The organism is Kitasatospora sp. NPDC087861, from assembly GCF_044742585.1.
In the GTDB taxonomy this organism is placed as follows: domain Bacteria; phylum Actinomycetota; class Actinomycetes; order Streptomycetales; family Streptomycetaceae; genus Kitasatospora.
Map to the genome: position 1 here is coordinate 170,933 of NZ_JBIUUS010000012.1, position 15,131 is coordinate 186,063.

At 72.7% G+C, this 15,131-nt stretch carries 12 protein-coding genes; 2 read left to right on the forward strand and 10 right to left on the reverse strand.

The genetic code is table 11. The features are described from left to right. Positions 1-57: 57 nt before the first annotated feature. The 6 genes from ACIOJE_RS19070 to ACIOJE_RS19095 all read right to left on the reverse strand — a co-directional run bounded on the left by ACIOJE_RS19070 (position 58) and on the right by ACIOJE_RS19095 (position 7,890). On the reverse strand, positions 58-1,761 hold the full coding sequence (locus ACIOJE_RS19070) for an ATP-binding cassette domain-containing protein (protein WP_400777403.1): 1,704 nt from the start codon (positions 1,759-1,761) through the stop codon (positions 58-60). After that, positions 1,758-3,509 carry an ATP-binding cassette domain-containing protein gene (locus tag ACIOJE_RS19075; protein ID WP_400777405.1) on the reverse strand — a complete coding sequence of 584 codons (1,752 nt, stop codon included), beginning with the start codon at positions 3,507-3,509 and terminating at the stop codon, positions 1,758-1,760. Before ACIOJE_RS19075 ends, ACIOJE_RS19070 begins: the two co-directional genes overlap by 4 nt. Then, complete coding sequence (locus ACIOJE_RS19080) at positions 3,506-4,780, reverse strand: cytochrome d ubiquinol oxidase subunit II (protein ID WP_400777407.1); 1,275 nt, start codon at positions 4,778-4,780, stop codon at positions 3,506-3,508. The genes ACIOJE_RS19075 and ACIOJE_RS19080 overlap by 4 nt, the downstream gene beginning before the upstream one ends. Beyond that, positions 4,773-6,137 carry a cytochrome ubiquinol oxidase subunit I gene (locus ACIOJE_RS19085; protein WP_280682381.1) on the reverse strand — a complete coding sequence of 455 codons (1,365 nt, stop codon included), beginning with the start codon at positions 6,135-6,137 and terminating at the stop codon, positions 4,773-4,775. The genes ACIOJE_RS19080 and ACIOJE_RS19085 overlap by 8 nt, the downstream gene beginning before the upstream one ends. 49 nt (positions 6,138-6,186) lie before the next feature. Continuing rightward, positions 6,187-6,771 (reverse strand): DNA starvation/stationary phase protection protein, encoded by a 585-nt coding sequence (locus ACIOJE_RS19090; RefSeq protein WP_280682383.1) that lies wholly within the window; start codon positions 6,769-6,771, stop codon positions 6,187-6,189. A gap of 138 nt (positions 6,772-6,909) precedes the next feature. After that, the gene (locus tag ACIOJE_RS19095) at positions 6,910-7,890 is read right to left on the reverse strand and encodes a helix-turn-helix domain-containing protein (protein ID WP_400777409.1); all 981 of its coding nucleotides are present in this window, start codon (positions 7,888-7,890) and stop codon (positions 6,910-6,912) included. 226 nt (positions 7,891-8,116) lie between these two features. Here ACIOJE_RS19095 and ACIOJE_RS19100 point away from each other — a divergent pair, with 226 nt between their 5' ends. Both ACIOJE_RS19100 and ACIOJE_RS19105 read left to right on the forward strand, forming a co-directional pair. Beyond that, positions 8,117-10,909 carry an ATP-binding protein gene (locus tag ACIOJE_RS19100; RefSeq protein ID WP_400777410.1) on the forward strand — a complete coding sequence of 931 codons (2,793 nt, stop codon included), beginning with the start codon at positions 8,117-8,119 and terminating at the stop codon, positions 10,907-10,909. Positions 10,910-11,136: 227 nt separating this feature from the next. Further along, positions 11,137-12,108: an alpha/beta hydrolase gene (locus ACIOJE_RS19105; RefSeq protein WP_400777412.1), complete on the forward strand. Its 972-nt coding sequence runs from the start codon at positions 11,137-11,139 to the stop codon at positions 12,106-12,108. Between the two features lie 86 nt (positions 12,109-12,194). Here ACIOJE_RS19105 and ACIOJE_RS19110 read toward each other — a convergent pair whose 3' ends face one another. The 4 genes from ACIOJE_RS19110 to ACIOJE_RS19125 all read right to left on the reverse strand — a co-directional run bounded on the left by ACIOJE_RS19110 (position 12,195) and on the right by ACIOJE_RS19125 (position 15,095). Next, complete coding sequence (locus ACIOJE_RS19110; RefSeq protein ID WP_400777413.1) at positions 12,195-13,157, reverse strand: pirin family protein; 963 nt, start codon at positions 13,155-13,157, stop codon at positions 12,195-12,197. Next, positions 13,150-13,593, reverse strand: a complete 444-nt coding sequence (locus ACIOJE_RS19115) for an OsmC family protein (RefSeq protein WP_400777414.1) — start codon at positions 13,591-13,593, stop codon at positions 13,150-13,152. Before ACIOJE_RS19115 ends, ACIOJE_RS19110 begins: the two co-directional genes overlap by 8 nt. Next, positions 13,590-13,895, reverse strand: coding sequence for a GNAT family N-acetyltransferase (locus ACIOJE_RS19120; protein ID WP_400777416.1), 306 nt, complete (start codon positions 13,893-13,895; stop codon positions 13,590-13,592). The genes ACIOJE_RS19115 and ACIOJE_RS19120 overlap by 4 nt, the downstream gene beginning before the upstream one ends. A 279-nt stretch (positions 13,896-14,174) precedes the next feature. Continuing rightward, positions 14,175-15,095, reverse strand: coding sequence for a VOC family protein (locus ACIOJE_RS19125; RefSeq protein WP_400777417.1), 921 nt, complete (start codon positions 15,093-15,095; stop codon positions 14,175-14,177). Positions 15,096-15,131 lie beyond the last annotated feature (36 nt).

The following is a 15,131-nucleotide window of genomic DNA, read 5'->3' on the forward strand; positions in this document are numbered from 1 at the left end:
GAGCTCTCGCGAGGCCCCGGCGGCGCCTTCGCGGCGCCCTGCACAACAGAGCATAGTTCATTGTTCAACTATTCCGGGTGTCTCGCGGGGTGGCGTCAGAGCCAGTACGGCTCCGGTGGCCGCGGCGCCGACGGTCGGATGGCCCAGGCGCAGCAAGGTGTCCACCGGGAAGGGCAGCAGGTCGTGGTGCTGGTCCGGCAGGGCGATGACGAGCGCGCAGCGGGGCAGCGCCGCCCGGATGCCGCTCAGCAGCCGTACGGCCGTGGGCTGGTCGAGCCCGGCGGTGGGTTCGTCGAGCAGGAGCACGGCGGGGTCGCGCAGAACGGCGCGGGCGATGGAGAGCCGGCGCCGCTGTCCTTGCGAGAGCGTGCCGCCCATGGGTCCGGTGGGTGCGTCGAGGTCGAGGTCCGCCAGCGCCGCGGCGGCGAGGGCGGCGTGCAGCGCCGCGTCGTCGGCGCCGGGGGCCGCTTGGCGGAGGTTGTCGGCGATGGTGCTGTCCGCCAGCCAGTCGTCGGCTTCGACGAGGGTGAGCGTGGTGGCCACCGAGGCAGCGGAGAGTGTGTGCAGCGGAGAGCCGCCGAGCAGGACGACGCCGGGGGAGGGGCAGTCGATCCGGCCCGCCAGGGTGTTGAGCAGGGTGCTCTTGCCGCTTCCGTTCGGCCCGGTGACCAGGGTGGCGCTGCCCGGGGCGAGGACGGTCGACCAGCGGCTTCGGGCCGCTCCGAGGCCCACCGGGAGATCGCGCACGACCAGCGGCGCGCCGGGGCGGGGAAGGGCGGCCGGCCCGGAAGGCTGCGGGCGGGCTCGCCCGAGCAGGTCGGTCAGCCGCAGCGCGGAGTGCGTGGCCGAGCCGCGGTCGCGCAGGATCTGCGGCAGCGTCTCGATCAGTTCGTAGCCGGCGGCGACCAGCAGCGTCTCACCGATGGCGTCGGCGACGGGCTGGATCGCCGAGCGGCCGGAGAGGGCGAGCAGCAGGACCGCGAGTTGTCCGAGTGCGGCGAGCAGGCGCAGCAGCAACCGGCCGTTGCGCAGGGCCGCGAGTGATGCGGCGTCAGCTTGCCGCGCGCGCTCGATCCGCTGGGCGACCTGGTCGCGAGCCGGGTCGACGGCGCCGAGGCAGCGCAGCTCGGCGAGCGCGGCGCGTGCGCTGAGCAGTGCGGATCGGGCGGTGGCCCGCTCAAAGGTGGCCTCGGCGCGGTGGGCGGCAGCCCGGCGGTTCGTCCGCAGGGCGACGGCGAGTGCCAGCGCGAGCAGTAGCGCCTCGACGGCCCCGGCCGTTGGATTCGCCACACAGATCAGCGTCACCACGACCACCGCGGTCACCCCGACGCCGGTCAGCGGGGCGACGGTCTGGGCCGGCGCCGCGCCCACGGCCGCCACGTCGTCGGTGAGCCGGGCGAGCAGCGCGCCGTCGCGCCGCTCCCGCAACTGGCGTGGCGGGAGCGCGCCGGCGGTCCGCACCATCCGGGCCCTGAGCGCGATGGTCGCGCCGAACAGGGCGCGGTGGCTGGTGAGCCGTTCGGTGTAGCGCAGGCCCGTCCGGCCCAGGGCCAACGCCCGTACGGTTCCCGAGGGATACATCCAGGACCAGGTGGTGTTCGCGTGGAGCGTGACCAGAGCACAGGAGGTGAGGAACCAGCCGGACACGCCGAGCAGCGCGGCGGCGGCCACCTCGGCGCCGGCGGCCAGCAGCGCGCCGAGCAGCAGGTCGCGGCGGCCGCGGCGGTCGGCCGAGGTCCACAGCAGGGTGAGGGGCTTCAAGGTGTCGCTCCGCGGATACGGCCCCGGTCGATGGCGACGACGGCGTCGGCGATCTTGAGGAGTTCGGGGCTGTGGGTGGCGAGCAGGACGGTTCTGTCCCGTGCCAGAGTGCGCATGGCGGCTATGACGCGTTCCTCCGCGTCGGGGTCCAGATGGGCGGTCGGTTCGTCCAGACAGAGCACCGGCGCGTCCCGCAGCAGGGCGCGGACGAAGACCAGTTGCTGGATCTGACCCGAGGAGAGCCCGCTGCCGCGTTCACCGACGACGGTGTCCAGGCCGTGCGGCAGTGCCGCGCGAAGGTCGGCGAAGCCGAGCGTGGCGAAGGCCGCGTCGAGCGCCGCGTCCTGCGCGTCCGGGCGGGCCAGCAGCAGGTTCTCCCGCACCGTGCCCGGGAGGAGGTGGCAGGGCTGGCCGATCCAGGAGACGGCACGGGGGTCGGCGGGCTGCCGCGCATCGCCGACCTCATGGGCACTTGACCCGGACGCAGGGGCGAGCAGCCCGGCGGCGACCGCCAGCAGCGTGGACTTCCCCGCCCCGCTGGCGCCGGTGAGGGCCAGTACCTGACCCGGGTGCGCGGTCAGGGTGACGTCGTCAAGGGCGGGCCGGTCGCGATGGGGGAAGGTGACGCCGACTCCGCGCAGGTGCACGCTGCGGGGAGTGTCGCCGGGCCTTGGCGTCGTCTGCCCTGGTGCGGCCACGTCCAGCAGGCCGTTGACGAGCTCGGCGGCGGCGGACGCTTCGGCGCGGGCGTGGTAGCCGCGCGCCAGTTCCCGCACCGGCGCGAAGTAGGCGGGGGTGAGGACGAGGACGAAGAGCGCCGTGCCCAGGCCCATGGTCGAGGGGATTCCGGGCAGGTGCAGGTAGTCGAGCAGCACCAGGCCGCAGTACGTGGCGACCACGGCGAGGGTTCCGGTGATCAGCAGTTCCACCCAGGCGGTGGACAGGAACGCCACGCGCAGCACCGCCTGGGTGCGGTGGGCCAGTTCCCGGTCGTCCTGTTCCACGGCGAGGGCGGCGCGCTCGTCCGCGCCCAGGCCGACCAGCGTCGGCAGCCCGCGTAGCTGGTCCAGCAGCCGGGCGCCGAGGGTCCGGGCGGCGGCCAGCTGGGCGTGGACGGCGGTGCGGGTGCCCATGCCGATGACCTTGAGGTTGGCCGGCAGCAGCGGGGTCGCCAGCACCAGCAGCAGGGCGACCACCCGGCTTCCCGACGCGATCGCCGCCAGCACGATGCCGCCGGCGATCAGCATGGTCCGGCGCGCCGGGACGTAGCCGGTCAGCCAGTCGGTGAGGCGGTCCACCTCCTCGTCGAGGGCCTGGACGAAGGCGGCGTCGCCACCCTGGGATTGCGCTGCGGTGGTCGGCCCCCGCCAGGCGGGCAGGGCGGTGTCCAGCAGGCGGCCGCGCAGCGCGTGCCGGACGGCGGCGGCCGCCTCGTCCGCGGCCCGGTCGCCGGCCGCGAGCAGCCAGGCCCGCAGTGCGAGCCCGGCCGCGATCAGGCAGGCCGCCGGCAGCACCGAGACCGGGGTGACCGCCGCCCGCTGGCCGTGCAGGGCCAGCTGGGCGGCCCAGCCTAGCCCGGCCGCCCACCCGACGGTGCCGAGGGCGCCTAGCCCGCGCAGGGTGCCGGCGCGCCGGAATGCGGGTGCCTGCACCTGCGCCCACTCGCGCAACCGTTGCAGCGCCCGCTGCTGGTCCTGCTGTGCGTCGTCCGCGGCCAGGCGCGCCAGCAGGGCGGCGGTGTCGCTCACCGCCGGGCCGCCTGGTCGAGGTCGAACTCGCCTGCGGCAGCGGCCCGTCGGTCGCCGACCAGCCAGGCGGTCAGTGAGACGGAGCTGAACAGGATGAGCGAGACGGGGGCGATCCATTCGCCCTGACCGCCGAACACGTCCTGCGCGACGGCGACCACCCCGAGGCCGAGCACGGTGAAACCGACCCGCCGGGCCAGGGTCCCCACGCCTGATTCCGCCGCAGATACCTGACTGTCAGTCAGATCCGCACGGGTGGCGACGGGCTCGGCGGGTACGGCGAGCGCGGCCGGGGCCGGCGGCCGGTACTTCCCGCGGAACACCCACCAGGCGTAGATGTTGTAGGCGAGCACGACGGGCATGCAGCAGCCGACACCGATCAGCAGGAACACCTGCGAGCCGGTGGGGCTGGCGGCGGCGTGCACGCTCAGGTCGGGTGGCACGACGACCGGGGCGGTCGCGGTCACCAGTGCCAGCAGTCCGGCCACCTGGGCGCAGAGCACGGCGACGAACGGCCGGGCGTCGGGCTCTTTGCCGAAGCCGTACCAGGCGAGGGCGCCGCAGACGGCGGCGGCCGCCACCAGGAGGCCGAACAGGACGGCGCGCAGCGGCTGGTCGAAGCGGAAGTACTGCGGGTCGGCCACCTCCAGGCCGAAGCCCAGCACCAGGCAGGCCGCGACCGTCAGCGCGAGCAGCGGGCGCCCGAGCCGCGCGGCCCGACGGCGGGCGCTGCCCTGCGTCTTGGCCTGCAGCCAGGCGGCGCCGGCCAGTAGGTAGAGCGCGGTCACACCGAGTGCGCACAGCACGCTGTAGGGAGTGAGCCAGCGCAGTGCGCCGCCTTCGAAGACACCCCCGTGCTGCGGCAGGCCGCTGAGCACGGTGCCGACCACCAGTCCCTGGCAGAGGGTCACCACCAGCGAGGAGATGCCGAACAGGCGCCCCCAGCCCCGTCGGTAGTCCGCTGCGGAGCTCTGCATCTCCAGCCCCAGGCCGCGCAGCACGAAGGCCAGCAGCATCACGACCAGCGGGAGGTAGACCCCGGGGAGCACGGTTGCGTAGACACCGGGCAGCGCTGCCCACAGGATGACTGCGGCGAGGATGATCCAGCTCTCGTTGGCGTCCCAGGCCGTCGCGACCAGCTCGGTGTACTCCTTGCGCCGCTCGTCGCTGCGGTCGAAGAGGCCGAGGATCCCGATCCCGAGGTCGTAGCCGTCCAGTGCGACGTACGCGCCGAGCGCGAAGAGGACCAGCGCGTAGGAAGCGTACTCAGCCATGGACGGCCTCCGGCAGGACGGGACGGTCGGCGGACGGCGAGTCGACGGCTTCCGGCCCCGCCCTGACGGTTCGGACGATGTAGCGGATCCAGACCGCGACCAGCACGGCGTAGACCGTGACGAAGCCGGCCAGGCTCAGCGCCGCCTCGGCCGTGGACAGGTGCGAGACGGCGTCCGAGGTGCGGATCTGGCCGTAGACCACCCAGGGCTGGCGTCCGGTCTCCGCGGTGATCCAGCCCCCGGAGATCGCGACCAGGCCGGCGGGTGTCATCCACACCATCAGCCGGTGGAAGCGCCGGGCGGTGAACAGCCGCCCGCGCAGGCGTAGCACCAGTCCGGCGAAGGCCATCGCGAACATCGTGAGCGCGGTGAAGTACATCGCGCGGAAGCCGTAGAAGGCGCTCCACATGTTCGGGCGCTGGTCCGGCGGGGTCTGCAGCAGGCCGGGCACGTGGGCCTGGCCGGTCAGGTCCTTGCCGATCACCGCGCCCAGGTGCGGGATCCCGATGCGCAGGTCGTCCTTGCCCCGCCCGGGGTTGGGGACGACGACCAGGTTGTAGCCGTTGTTGTCGGTCTTCCAGTTGCCCTCGAAGGCCTCCAGCTTGGCGGGCTGGTGCTGCCCCATGAACACCGCGGTCTCGTCGCCCGCGTACAGCTGGACGGGCATCAGGACGGCCAGCACCCCGAGCGTGAGGGAGAGCGTGCGGCGGGCGAAGGCGAGCGAGCGCTGCCTGACCAGGTACCAGGCGGCGATGCCGCCGACGAACCAGGCGGCGCTGATCAGCACCGCGAGCAGCATGTGCGGGAAGCGGTAGGAGAAGGCCGGGTTGAGCAGCACCTGCCACCAGTCGCGGGCCTGGAACTGGCCCGCGACCTCGGTGTAGCCGGCCGGGTCCTGCATCCAGCTGTTGGCGGAGAGGATCCAGGTGGTGGACAGCAGGGTGCCGAAGGCGACCATCCACGAGGCGAAGGCCATGGTGCGCGGGCGCACCCGCCCCTCGCCGTAGAGCATGATGCCGATGAAGCCGGCCTCCAGGAAGAAGGCGGTGATCACCTCCATCCCGATGGTGACACCGAGGATGGGGCCGACCGCATGCGCGTAGCTGCCCCAGTTCAGGCCGAACTCGAAGGTCATCACCGTTCCGGCGACCACGCCGAGACCGAACCCCACCGCGAAGATCTTCCGCCAGAAGCGGAACATCTGCAGGTAGAGCGGATTGCGGGTGCGCAGGTAGGCCGTGTAGACGACCGCGAGCAGGATCGACAGTCCGACGGTCAGGGCGGGAAAGGTCATGTGGAAGATGGCGGTGATGGCGAACTGCCAGCGGGACAGTTCCACCGTCGCGGACGACGCCATGGCGACTCCTGTCAGCGCTGTGCGGCGGGGTGCGGGTGGAGCCGGCAGGTCACAGCCGCACCAGCGGGGTGTCCACCAGGTGCTCGGCCAGGAACCACACCTGCGCCTCGCCGGTCCGGACGACCTGGGAGACCAGCAGGTCGTTCGTCCCGTCGTCGCCGAGCGCCGCCACCCGGCCGGCGGCCTCGCGGGCGTCGACGAGGATCGCCTCGTGCGCCGACAGGAGCCGCGACAGCATGGCCGGCACCTCCTCGACGCCGTCCGGCGGACGCGGGATCGAGGTGATCTCCGCGACGTGCCGCGGGTCGCCGACCGCGACCCCGCCAAGGGACTGGACCCGCTCGGCGAGCACGTCCACCAGCGCCAGTTGCTCGTCCGCGTGCTTGTCCAGCAGCAGGTGCAACTGGTAGAAGGTCGCCCCCCGCATCAACCAGTGGTGCTTCTTGTAGAGCGTGTAGAGGATCCGGGTGTCCGCGAGTACCCGGTTGAGCCGTTGGCAGGCGTACAGGCGCGCATCATGGGAGAGGCCGAGCGGAACCTGGTTGACGGTACCGAACTCCTGGATCTCCTTGCCCTTCTGATGCAGCAGCGGCTGGCTGCTGCCGCTGATGTCGGGGTGGTCGGAACTGCTCATGGGAACTCCCTCGGCCTTCGCGGTCCGGTGACTCGGTTGCGGTCCAGTGACTCGGTCAAGCTACGGGCGTGCGAAGTACGGGTTTGTTCCGAAGCGCACTGATCATTGCCCCTCCGCGCCCGGCCTGGGCGCACACCGTCACCGAGCCGGGGTGAGCGGATGATCGGCGCCCCCTGCCCGGGCGCGCCATTCGCGGGGCGTGACGCCGTAGGCGGCGCGGAAGACGCGGCTGAAGTGGGTGGGGCTGACGAATCCCCAGCGCCGGGCCACGGATGACACGGTCGGAGCAGCGAAGGCGCGCCGGGACAGATCGTGCGCGCACATCTCCAGCCGGCGGCGCTGGATCCAGTGGGCCATCGTGGTCTCCTCGCCCTGGAAGAGCTTGTGGAGGTATCGGACCGAGACGTGGTGTGCGGTGGCGATCCGCTCGGGCGAGAGCGACGGGTCGCCGAGATGGCACATCGCGTAGTCCTTGATCCGCGCGAGCATGGCCGGCGCCGTCTCCGGTGCCGTCGGGTCCAGAGTGCCGCTGCGCTCCTGGATGAGCAGGGCGAGCAGATCGACGGCGGTGTCGGCGAGCCGGCTCCCCGTGCAGGGGTCGAGCTTCGCCGCTCCGGAGGCCAGCGTCCGCAGGTACGTGGTGACCAGATCGACGCATCCGGACGTGGACTCGAACGGCGAGGCGGTGGCCGCTCTGAGCTCTTGGTCCCGCACGTGCAGAACGTGCCGCGGCAGCCGGAACGCGGTGAACCCGAAGGCGGTCGGGAACTCCTTGGTGAACGGGCGACTGGAGTCGCAGAGCGCCAACTCGCCCGGGCCACAGATGATCTCCCGACCATCCTGGGAGATCCTCGCGTGGCCCTGGTGTTGCATCGTGAGCGCGACCCAGCCCTCCCCGCCGGCCTCGATCGTTCGGCGGCTGCGGGTGACCACCTGCGGTCCGGCTGCCACGCCGGAGATCTGCACGACTCCCAGTTGGTCACTGCTGAGGATTCCGGAGGAGGGCTCCCGTTCGAGGAGCCTGACCTCAAGCGGGATGAACGCCTGTGAGACGGCCTCGTGCCAGAACTCGGCACGCTCCCCAGGGGACAGCGATTCGGTGGATACGGTGGTTGACACAGGGGCTCCCCTCGTCGTCAGCGCTCGAACGCCTCGCGCTGCCCCTGGAGAAGGACCTCCGGAGCGGGAACGGCGTACGACTGGTGGGTGTCGGGCATGGAGTCACCACCGCTGACCTGGCACTATCTTGCAGGCGGTCCGTATGGCGGCGCTTCTGTCAGATGACCGGTCTCGGCGGCGGAACACATCGAGCAGCAGCGAACAAGGACCAACAGCAGGGGTGGGCATGGAGAACGTCCGTGAGTCGGGGCCGGTCCCGGAGATCGTCGGCAGGGAGCGTGAACTGGCGCGGATCGCGGGGGTGCTCGACGCGGTGGACAGCCGGGGCGGTGTCGGCGCCCAGGTGCTCGCGCTGACCGCCGAACCGGGCGCGGGCAAGAGCACGCTGGTCGACTGGGCCGCCGCCCGGGCGGCGAGCCGGGGCTTCCAGGTGCTGCGGGATCGCGCCGGCGAGGGTGAGGAAGGGTTCGGATTCGCCGGGTTGCACCAGTTGCTGCGGCCGCTGCTGGGGGAGGCCGGTCGGCTGCCCGCCCCGCAGCGGGAAGCGCTGCTGGCCGCCTTCGGCCAGCAGGCGGCGGCCGGCGACCGGCAGCTCGACCCGCTGCTGATCCGCTATGCCGCCCTGAGTCTGCTGTCCGACGCAGCCACCGACCGGCGGCTACTCCTGCTCGTCGACGACGTCCAGTGGCTGGACCAGGGCAGCGTGGACGTACTCGCCTTCGTCGCCCGCCGGCTGGACGGTGAGGCGATAGCCGTCCTGCTGGCCGCGCGCGAGGAGGGCCTTCCCGGGCCCTTCGAGCGGGAGTTCGCCGTCCTGGCCGTCACACCGCTGGACCGCGCGGACGCGGGCCTGCTGCTCGACCGCCAACCGCAGCCGCCGCGCGGGCGGGCCCGGCTGCGGATCTTCGAGCAGGCGGGCGGCAATCCACTGGCGCTGATCGAGCTGGCCCGAGCGGTCGCCCGGGAGCCCGGGGGAGCGCAGGGCGCGGACGCCGCCGAATCGCTTCCGCTCACCGGCCGTCTGGAACGCATCTTCGCGGCAGATCTCGTCGGTCTTCCGCAGCGGACCCGGCAGGTGCTGCTGGTGGCGGCCGCGGCCGGCACCGCGCAGTTCTCCGAGGTGCTGCGGGCCACGCCTGACGCGGGGGACCCGCAGGTGTGGCTGCCCGCCGAACAGGTGGGCCTGGTGCGGCTGGCGGCCGGTCAGGTCCGGCTGCGCCATCCACTGGTGCGCTCCGCCGTCTACCAGGCTGCCTCCTTCGACGAGCGGCGAGCTGCCCATCAGGCGCTCGCCGCCGCCCTGGTGGACCACCCGGACCGCCGCGCCTGGCACCTCGCCGCCGCCACGCTCGGACCGGACGAGGAGGTGGCCCGGACACTGGCCGAGAGTGCGGACCGGGCACGCGGCCGGGGCGGCTACGCGGCTGCGGCGGCCACCCTCGAACGCGCGGCCGCACTGACCCCCGACCGGGACCAGCGGGCGAGGCGGCTGCTCGAAGCCGCCACCATGGCGATGTACGGCGGCTGCCCCCAGTGGGTGGGCGAGCTGGCCGTCAAGGTCTGCGCCATCGCGGACGACCCGGAACTGCTCGCCCAAGCGTCCATGCGGGCCGGTTGGTCCCTGGCCGTGACCACCCGGCACGAGGAGGCGCTGGGATTCCTGGTGCCCGTCGCGCAGTCCATGGCCGGGAAGGCGCCAGGACTCGCCATGGACGCCCTGGGCACGGCAGCCACTCCGGCGTACAACTCCGGGTCTCCCTTCTACCGCGCGGAGCTGCGCCGGCTCGCGGACCTGGTGCCGGAACAGCCCGACGAAGTGGACCGGGTCTGGCTGCGGGCCGGCACCGAGCCGTTCGCGGACCGTGCGTGGGCGCTGCGGGCCCTGTCCCGGTCACTGGCCGAGGCGCCCGAGGACTCGCTTCCCCACCTGGCCCAACTCGGCGCCGCCGCCTGGGTCCTCGACGAGACCGAGCTGGCTGTGCGGCTCCTCGGCCAGGCGATGGACCACCTGCGCCGCACGCCCACGGCCGGTGGCAACCCCGTCGTCGGGCAGGCGCTCGCGCTGGCGCTCTTCGAGAGCGGCGCGTGGTCCGTGGCCCGGTCCACCGCGCAGGAGGCGTACCGGATGGCCGTCGAGGTCGGCGCGGACAACTCCGCGGTGGGATCGCCGATCCTGCAGGGCACGCTGCTGGCGCTGCACGGCGACGCGGCCGGGGCGCGCGGGCTCATCGACACGGCCGTCGCCGGGGTGGACGACCTGTCCTGCTCGCCCAGCCTGTTCGTGCGGTCCTGCCACGCGCTCGGCCTGGCGGCATTCGTCGAGGGCGACCACCTGGCGGCGTACCGGCAGCTGCGAGCCGTCTTCTCGCGCGACTTCCAGGCCGCCCCGGTGCACTACCACGCGTCGTACTACTACCTCGGCGACCTCGCCGCCGCAGCTGTCCGCACCGGTTACGAGGACGACGCGCGGGCCGTGCTGCGGGTCGCCGTGCGCTCGCTCGGCGAGCTGCGCTCCGCGCGTCTGGACGTGGTGGTGAACCGGGCCTGCGCGCTGCTGAGCGGGCCGGACGAGGCGGAGCAGCACTTCCGGGCGGCCCTCGCCGACCCGGCCGGTGACCTGTGGCCCTTCGAACGGGCACTGGTGCGGCTGGAGTTCGGGGAGTGGCTGCGCCGCCATCGCCGGGTCACCGAGGCGCGCGCCGAGCTGAGCGCCGCCCTCGGCGTCTTCGAGCGGCTCGACGCCCGTCCCTGGACCGAGCGGGCCGCCTCGGAGCTGCGGGCCGCCGGTGTGCCGACCGCCCGTACGGAATCCGCCAGCCGTACGTCCGACCTGACTCCGCAGCAGCTGGAGATCGCGCGCGCGGCCGCCTCCGGTCTGACCAACCGGGAGATCGGCGCCAAGCTGCTGCTCTCGCCGCGCACCGTCGGCTTCCACCTGCACAAGATATTTCCCAAGCTCGGCATCACCACCCGGACCCAGCTGCGCGACGCGCTGGGTGACGCGCAGCCGGCGGACTGACTGCCGGACCCGCGTGGCGGCCCAGCGCGCCGACTGGTCTGCCTGCCCGTCTGCCGGGCACCCTGGTACATGCGCGGACAGAGCAGAGCCGAGGCGCCGTCGGACAACGCGGCCCGGTCGAGCGGTTCTAGGTTGGCGATCGCGCCTCGGGACTCCGGGGCCGGCCGGGCAACGCCGCGGTCGGCGCCGGTCGAGGTGGACCACCCCGCACCACTGAGGAGACGGACATGACGCACGACTTCGAGCCGGTCCAGCCCGTACTGGAGACGGCGGCCGCGGCGTTCGCACAGGCCACGGCGGAGCCGCCGTACCTGTTCCAGCTGGCCCCCGCCGAAGGCCGCAAGGCGGTCGACGAGGTCCAGTCGGGCCCGGTCGAGCTGCCGGAGGTGGACGAGGAGTGGATCACCGTGTCGGGTGGACCGACCGGCAGCGTCCGGGCCCGGATCGTGAAGCCGGCCGGTTCGCGGGAGGTCCTGCCGGTGATCCTCTACATCCACGGCGCCGGCTGGGTCTTCGGCAACGCGCACACCCACGACCGGCTGGTCCGGGAGCTGGCGGTCGGTACGGGGGCGGCCGTGGTGTTCCCCGAGTACGACCTGTCGCCCGAGGCCCGCTACCCGGTGGCCATCGAGCAGAACTACGCGGTCGCGCAGTGGATCGTGCGGGAGGGTGCCACCAAGGGGCTGGACGGCACGCGCCTCGCCGTCGCGGGTGACTCGGTCGGCGGGAACATGAGCGCCGCGCTGACCCTGATGGCCAAGGACCGCGGCGACGTGTCGCTCCGCCACCAGGTGCTCTTCTACCCGGTGACCGACGCTGCCTTCGACACCAACTCGTACCACCAGTTCGCGACCGGCTACTTCCTGCGCCGCGACGGCATGGAGTGGTTCTGGGACCAGTACACGACCGACCCCGCCCAGCGCGTCGAGATCACCGCCTCCCCGCTGCGCGCCACCACCGAGCAACTCGCCGGGCTGCCCGCCGCACTGGTGATCACCGGCGAGGCCGACGTGCTGCGCGACGAGGGCGAGGCGTACGCGAACAAGCTCCGGGCGGCCGGTGTCCCGGTCACCGCCGTGCGCTACCAGGGCATCATCCACGACTTCGTGATGCTCAACGCCCTGCGCGAGACGCACGCGGCCCAGGCCGCCATCACCCTGGCGATCGAGACCCTGCGTGAGGCGCTGCACGCCGCCTGACGTCCGCTTCGCACCGCTTCGCACCGTCGAGGATCCGGTGCCGCCGTGCTGTGTACCGGCGGTGCCGGGTCCGCGCCCTGGGCCCTTCAGCGGATCCGATCGCGCGCCTTGAGCGGCGTTGTAGGCACCTGCGGAGCGGGGGTAGGTATGCCGTCGTAGCCGTGCACGGTGCCGAAGCGGGTGCCGGTCATCCAGTCCTCCCGCGCCCGTACGATCTCCTCCCCGGATCGTCCGATGAAGTTCCACCACATGACGAGCTTCTCCTCGAAGGGCTCCCCGCCGAGCAGCAGCAGGGAGCCGTCGGCCAGAGCACGCAGGGGCAACTCCCGCCGCCCACTGCCCAGGTAGAGCATCGAGCCGGGTTCCAGACGGACGCCGTCCACTTCGGTCAGGCCGGACATGGTCAGCACGGCGTACTCGAAGTCGGGCTCCAGGGGGAGCCGGGTGGAGCTGCCTTCGCGCAGGGTGAGGTCGACGCCGACCAGCGGGGTGTGGATGGTGCCGGGTGAGGTGGCGCCGTCCAGGTCGCCGAGGATCACGGTGCCGTGCAGGCCGGCGGCGTTGATCTCGGGGAGTTGGGCGTGGTGTTCGAAGGCGGGGGCGGTGTGGCGGTGGACCTCGGGCAGGGCCACCCAGAGCTGTGCGCCGTGCAGGAAGCGCGCGTGCGGGCGCGGCGATTCCTCGGAGTGTGAGATTCCGCGGCCGGAGGTCATCAGGCCCAGTTCGCGCGGTCGGACGGTCTGCAGGCTGCCGAGGCTGTCGCGGTGCAGGACTTCGCCCTGGTGCAGCCAGCTGACGGTCTGCAGGCCGATGTGGGGGTGGGGCGGGACCTGCATGCCGGGCTCGTCCGCGATGTCGTCGGGGCCGTAGTGGTCGACGAAGCACCAGGCGCCGACCATCCGGCGGCCGAGGTTGGGCAGCAGGCGGCGCACGACGGTGCTGCCGCCCAGTGCGGTCTCACGCGGCGCGAGCAGTTCCCTGACGGGGCCGGCCGGGACGTCCTGGCGCCCGCCGCGTACGGCGGCGGCGGTCTGGTCGGGCTCATTCATGGCGTGCGGACTCCTCCACGATCGGTGTGCCGCCGGACACCGCCCGGGTGACCGGCGTGCGCTCGGCGATGTCCAGCAGCCGGGCGCGCTGTGCCTCGTCCAGCTCGCCGACCAGCTCGATGCGCCGGGTGATGCGGGCCGTCTTGTCGGGGCCCTTCTCGTAGCCGAGGTGCACCCGGACGGTCTCCAGCGGCCACTGCTTGCGCTGCGCGTACATCCGCAGGGTGATCGCGGTGCAGGAGCCGAGCGCCGACAGGAGCAGGCCGGTCGGGTTGGTGGCGGTGTCGGCGCCGCCCACCGAGGCCGGCTCGTCGGCGGTCAGACGGTGCCGGCCGGAGCGGATGTCGACGCGGTAGTCCTCGTCGGTACTGGTGGCGACCACGGCCGCCGCCCGGACGAACTCCCGGGCGGCGTCGGCGGTCGGGGCGGTGGTCACAGGCCGAACCGGATCAGCTGGTCCTGAGGCACCAGGTCGACGTAGTCCGGGTGCTTGCCCAGCCAGCCTCGGATGAAGGGGCAGTAGGGCAGTACGGCCAGCCCCCGCTCCCGGGCGGAGTCGAGAGCGGCGCGGGCCAGGACGCCGGCGAGGCCGCGGCCGGCGAAGGCGGGGTCGATCTCGGTGTGGATGAACGCGATCTCGTTCTCGTGCCGGAAGTACTCGGCGAAGCCGGCGAGTTCACCGTCGTCCGTGATCTCGAACCGTGACCGGTCGGGGTTGTCCGCGACGCTGCTGGTCATCGTTCCTCCTGCTGTCGGGCGGCGGGCTGGTGGCCCGGGCTGGGATTTAATTTATCATTCAACAAGATGGTGATCAAGCACGCTCGACGGCCGGCTCACGGCACTGTCGTCATCCTCTGTTGCTCATGGATCACGGGCCCCGGCTCTTCCGGGGCCCGTCGCTGCTGACCGTAGGGCCGGCCGGGGATGCCGTCGTGCCTGGTCATGCAGTCTTGCCTGCCCGCGAACGCCCGAACTCCCGAATGCCCTGATGAACCGCTGTGTACTCCGTCCGGCCGGTTACGACCGTGAGCCGCCATCATGGATCTCGGCGATGTAGCCGCCGGGGAACTGCACCATCGCGCTGTCGCGCTGCGGGGAGGTGTACGGCCCCCACAGCACGGTTGCGCCGGCGGCCCGGGCCTTGGTCAGGGTCGCGGCGAGGTCGCTCACGGCGTAGCCGGTGTTCTCTCGTCCGAAGGGGTAGGGCAGGTGCCCGTCGGTGACCGCGACGGAGGTGTCGCCGAACGGTGAGCTGATCCGGATCCGCCGGTAGGAGGTGCCGGGCAGGCCGAGTTCGGCGCCCGGGGCGTGGTTGTCGTCGGAGACCACCGTGCCGCCGGTGAAGGCCAGGTACGAGTGCAGGAAGGAGCGGATCGTGCTACTCGGCAGGTACAGCCGGTTCTCCGGCACGGACGCGAGCGCCGGGTACGAGGGCGCCTTGGTGTGCCAGTACAGCTGCGCGTAGATGCCACCGGGGAACTGGACGATCGCGTCGCGGCCGATCGGGTCGGCGAACGGCGTGACGACCGTGTTCGCCCCGTCCGCCTCGGCCTTGCGCACGCCGCGGTCCAGGTTCGTGACGAGCCAGCCGGTGCGCTCGGCGCCGAACGGGTAAGGGACGGGCGTCTGGTAGTCGAAGACGGAGAGCGTGCCGACGGGGGAGAGGACGAGCTCGGACTTGGTCAGGCTCGGGGTCGGTGTGACGTCGGCGAGGACCTGCGGGGTGTTGGTGCCGCCGAAGGTCGACTCCCAGCTGCTGACGAAGGAGTCCATCGCGCCGGGCGTCACGTACACGTGCGCCGTGTCGTACTGGGGGCCGACGGCGAGGCCGGGGCGTCCGGCGGTGGGCGCCGCGGGGGCCGACGGTGCGGTGACGAAGGCCAGCGCGGTGGTGGCGGTGACCGCCGCCAGCAGGCGCAGGGAGAGGCGCATGGGCATGTGAAGTGTCCTTCCGGGAGAGAGGGTTGGCCGAGG

Bases quoted from the DNA above. Each gene is read 5' to 3' on its own strand.
- ACIOJE_RS19080 (WP_400777407.1), bottom strand. From the start codon at position 4,780: ATGGCTGAGTACGCTTCCTACGCGCTGGTCCTCTTCGCGCTCGGCGCG.
- ACIOJE_RS19085 (WP_280682381.1), bottom strand. From the start codon at position 6,137: ATGGCGTCGTCCGCGACGGTGGAACTGTCCCGCTGGCAGTTCGCCATC.
- ACIOJE_RS19090 (WP_280682383.1), bottom strand. From the start codon at position 6,771: ATGAGCAGTTCCGACCACCCCGACATCAGCGGCAGCAGCCAGCCGCTG.
- ACIOJE_RS19100 (WP_400777410.1), top strand. From the start codon at position 8,117: ATGGAGAACGTCCGTGAGTCGGGGCCGGTCCCGGAGATCGTCGGCAGG.
- ACIOJE_RS19105 (WP_400777412.1), top strand. From the start codon at position 11,137: ATGACGCACGACTTCGAGCCGGTCCAGCCCGTACTGGAGACGGCGGCC.
- ACIOJE_RS19110 (WP_400777413.1), bottom strand. From the start codon at position 13,157: ATGAATGAGCCCGACCAGACCGCCGCCGCCGTACGCGGCGGGCGCCAG.
- ACIOJE_RS19120 (WP_400777416.1), bottom strand. From the start codon at position 13,895: ATGACCAGCAGCGTCGCGGACAACCCCGACCGGTCACGGTTCGAGATC.
- ACIOJE_RS19125 (WP_400777417.1), bottom strand. From the start codon at position 15,095: ATGCCCATGCGCCTCTCCCTGCGCCTGCTGGCGGCGGTCACCGCCACC.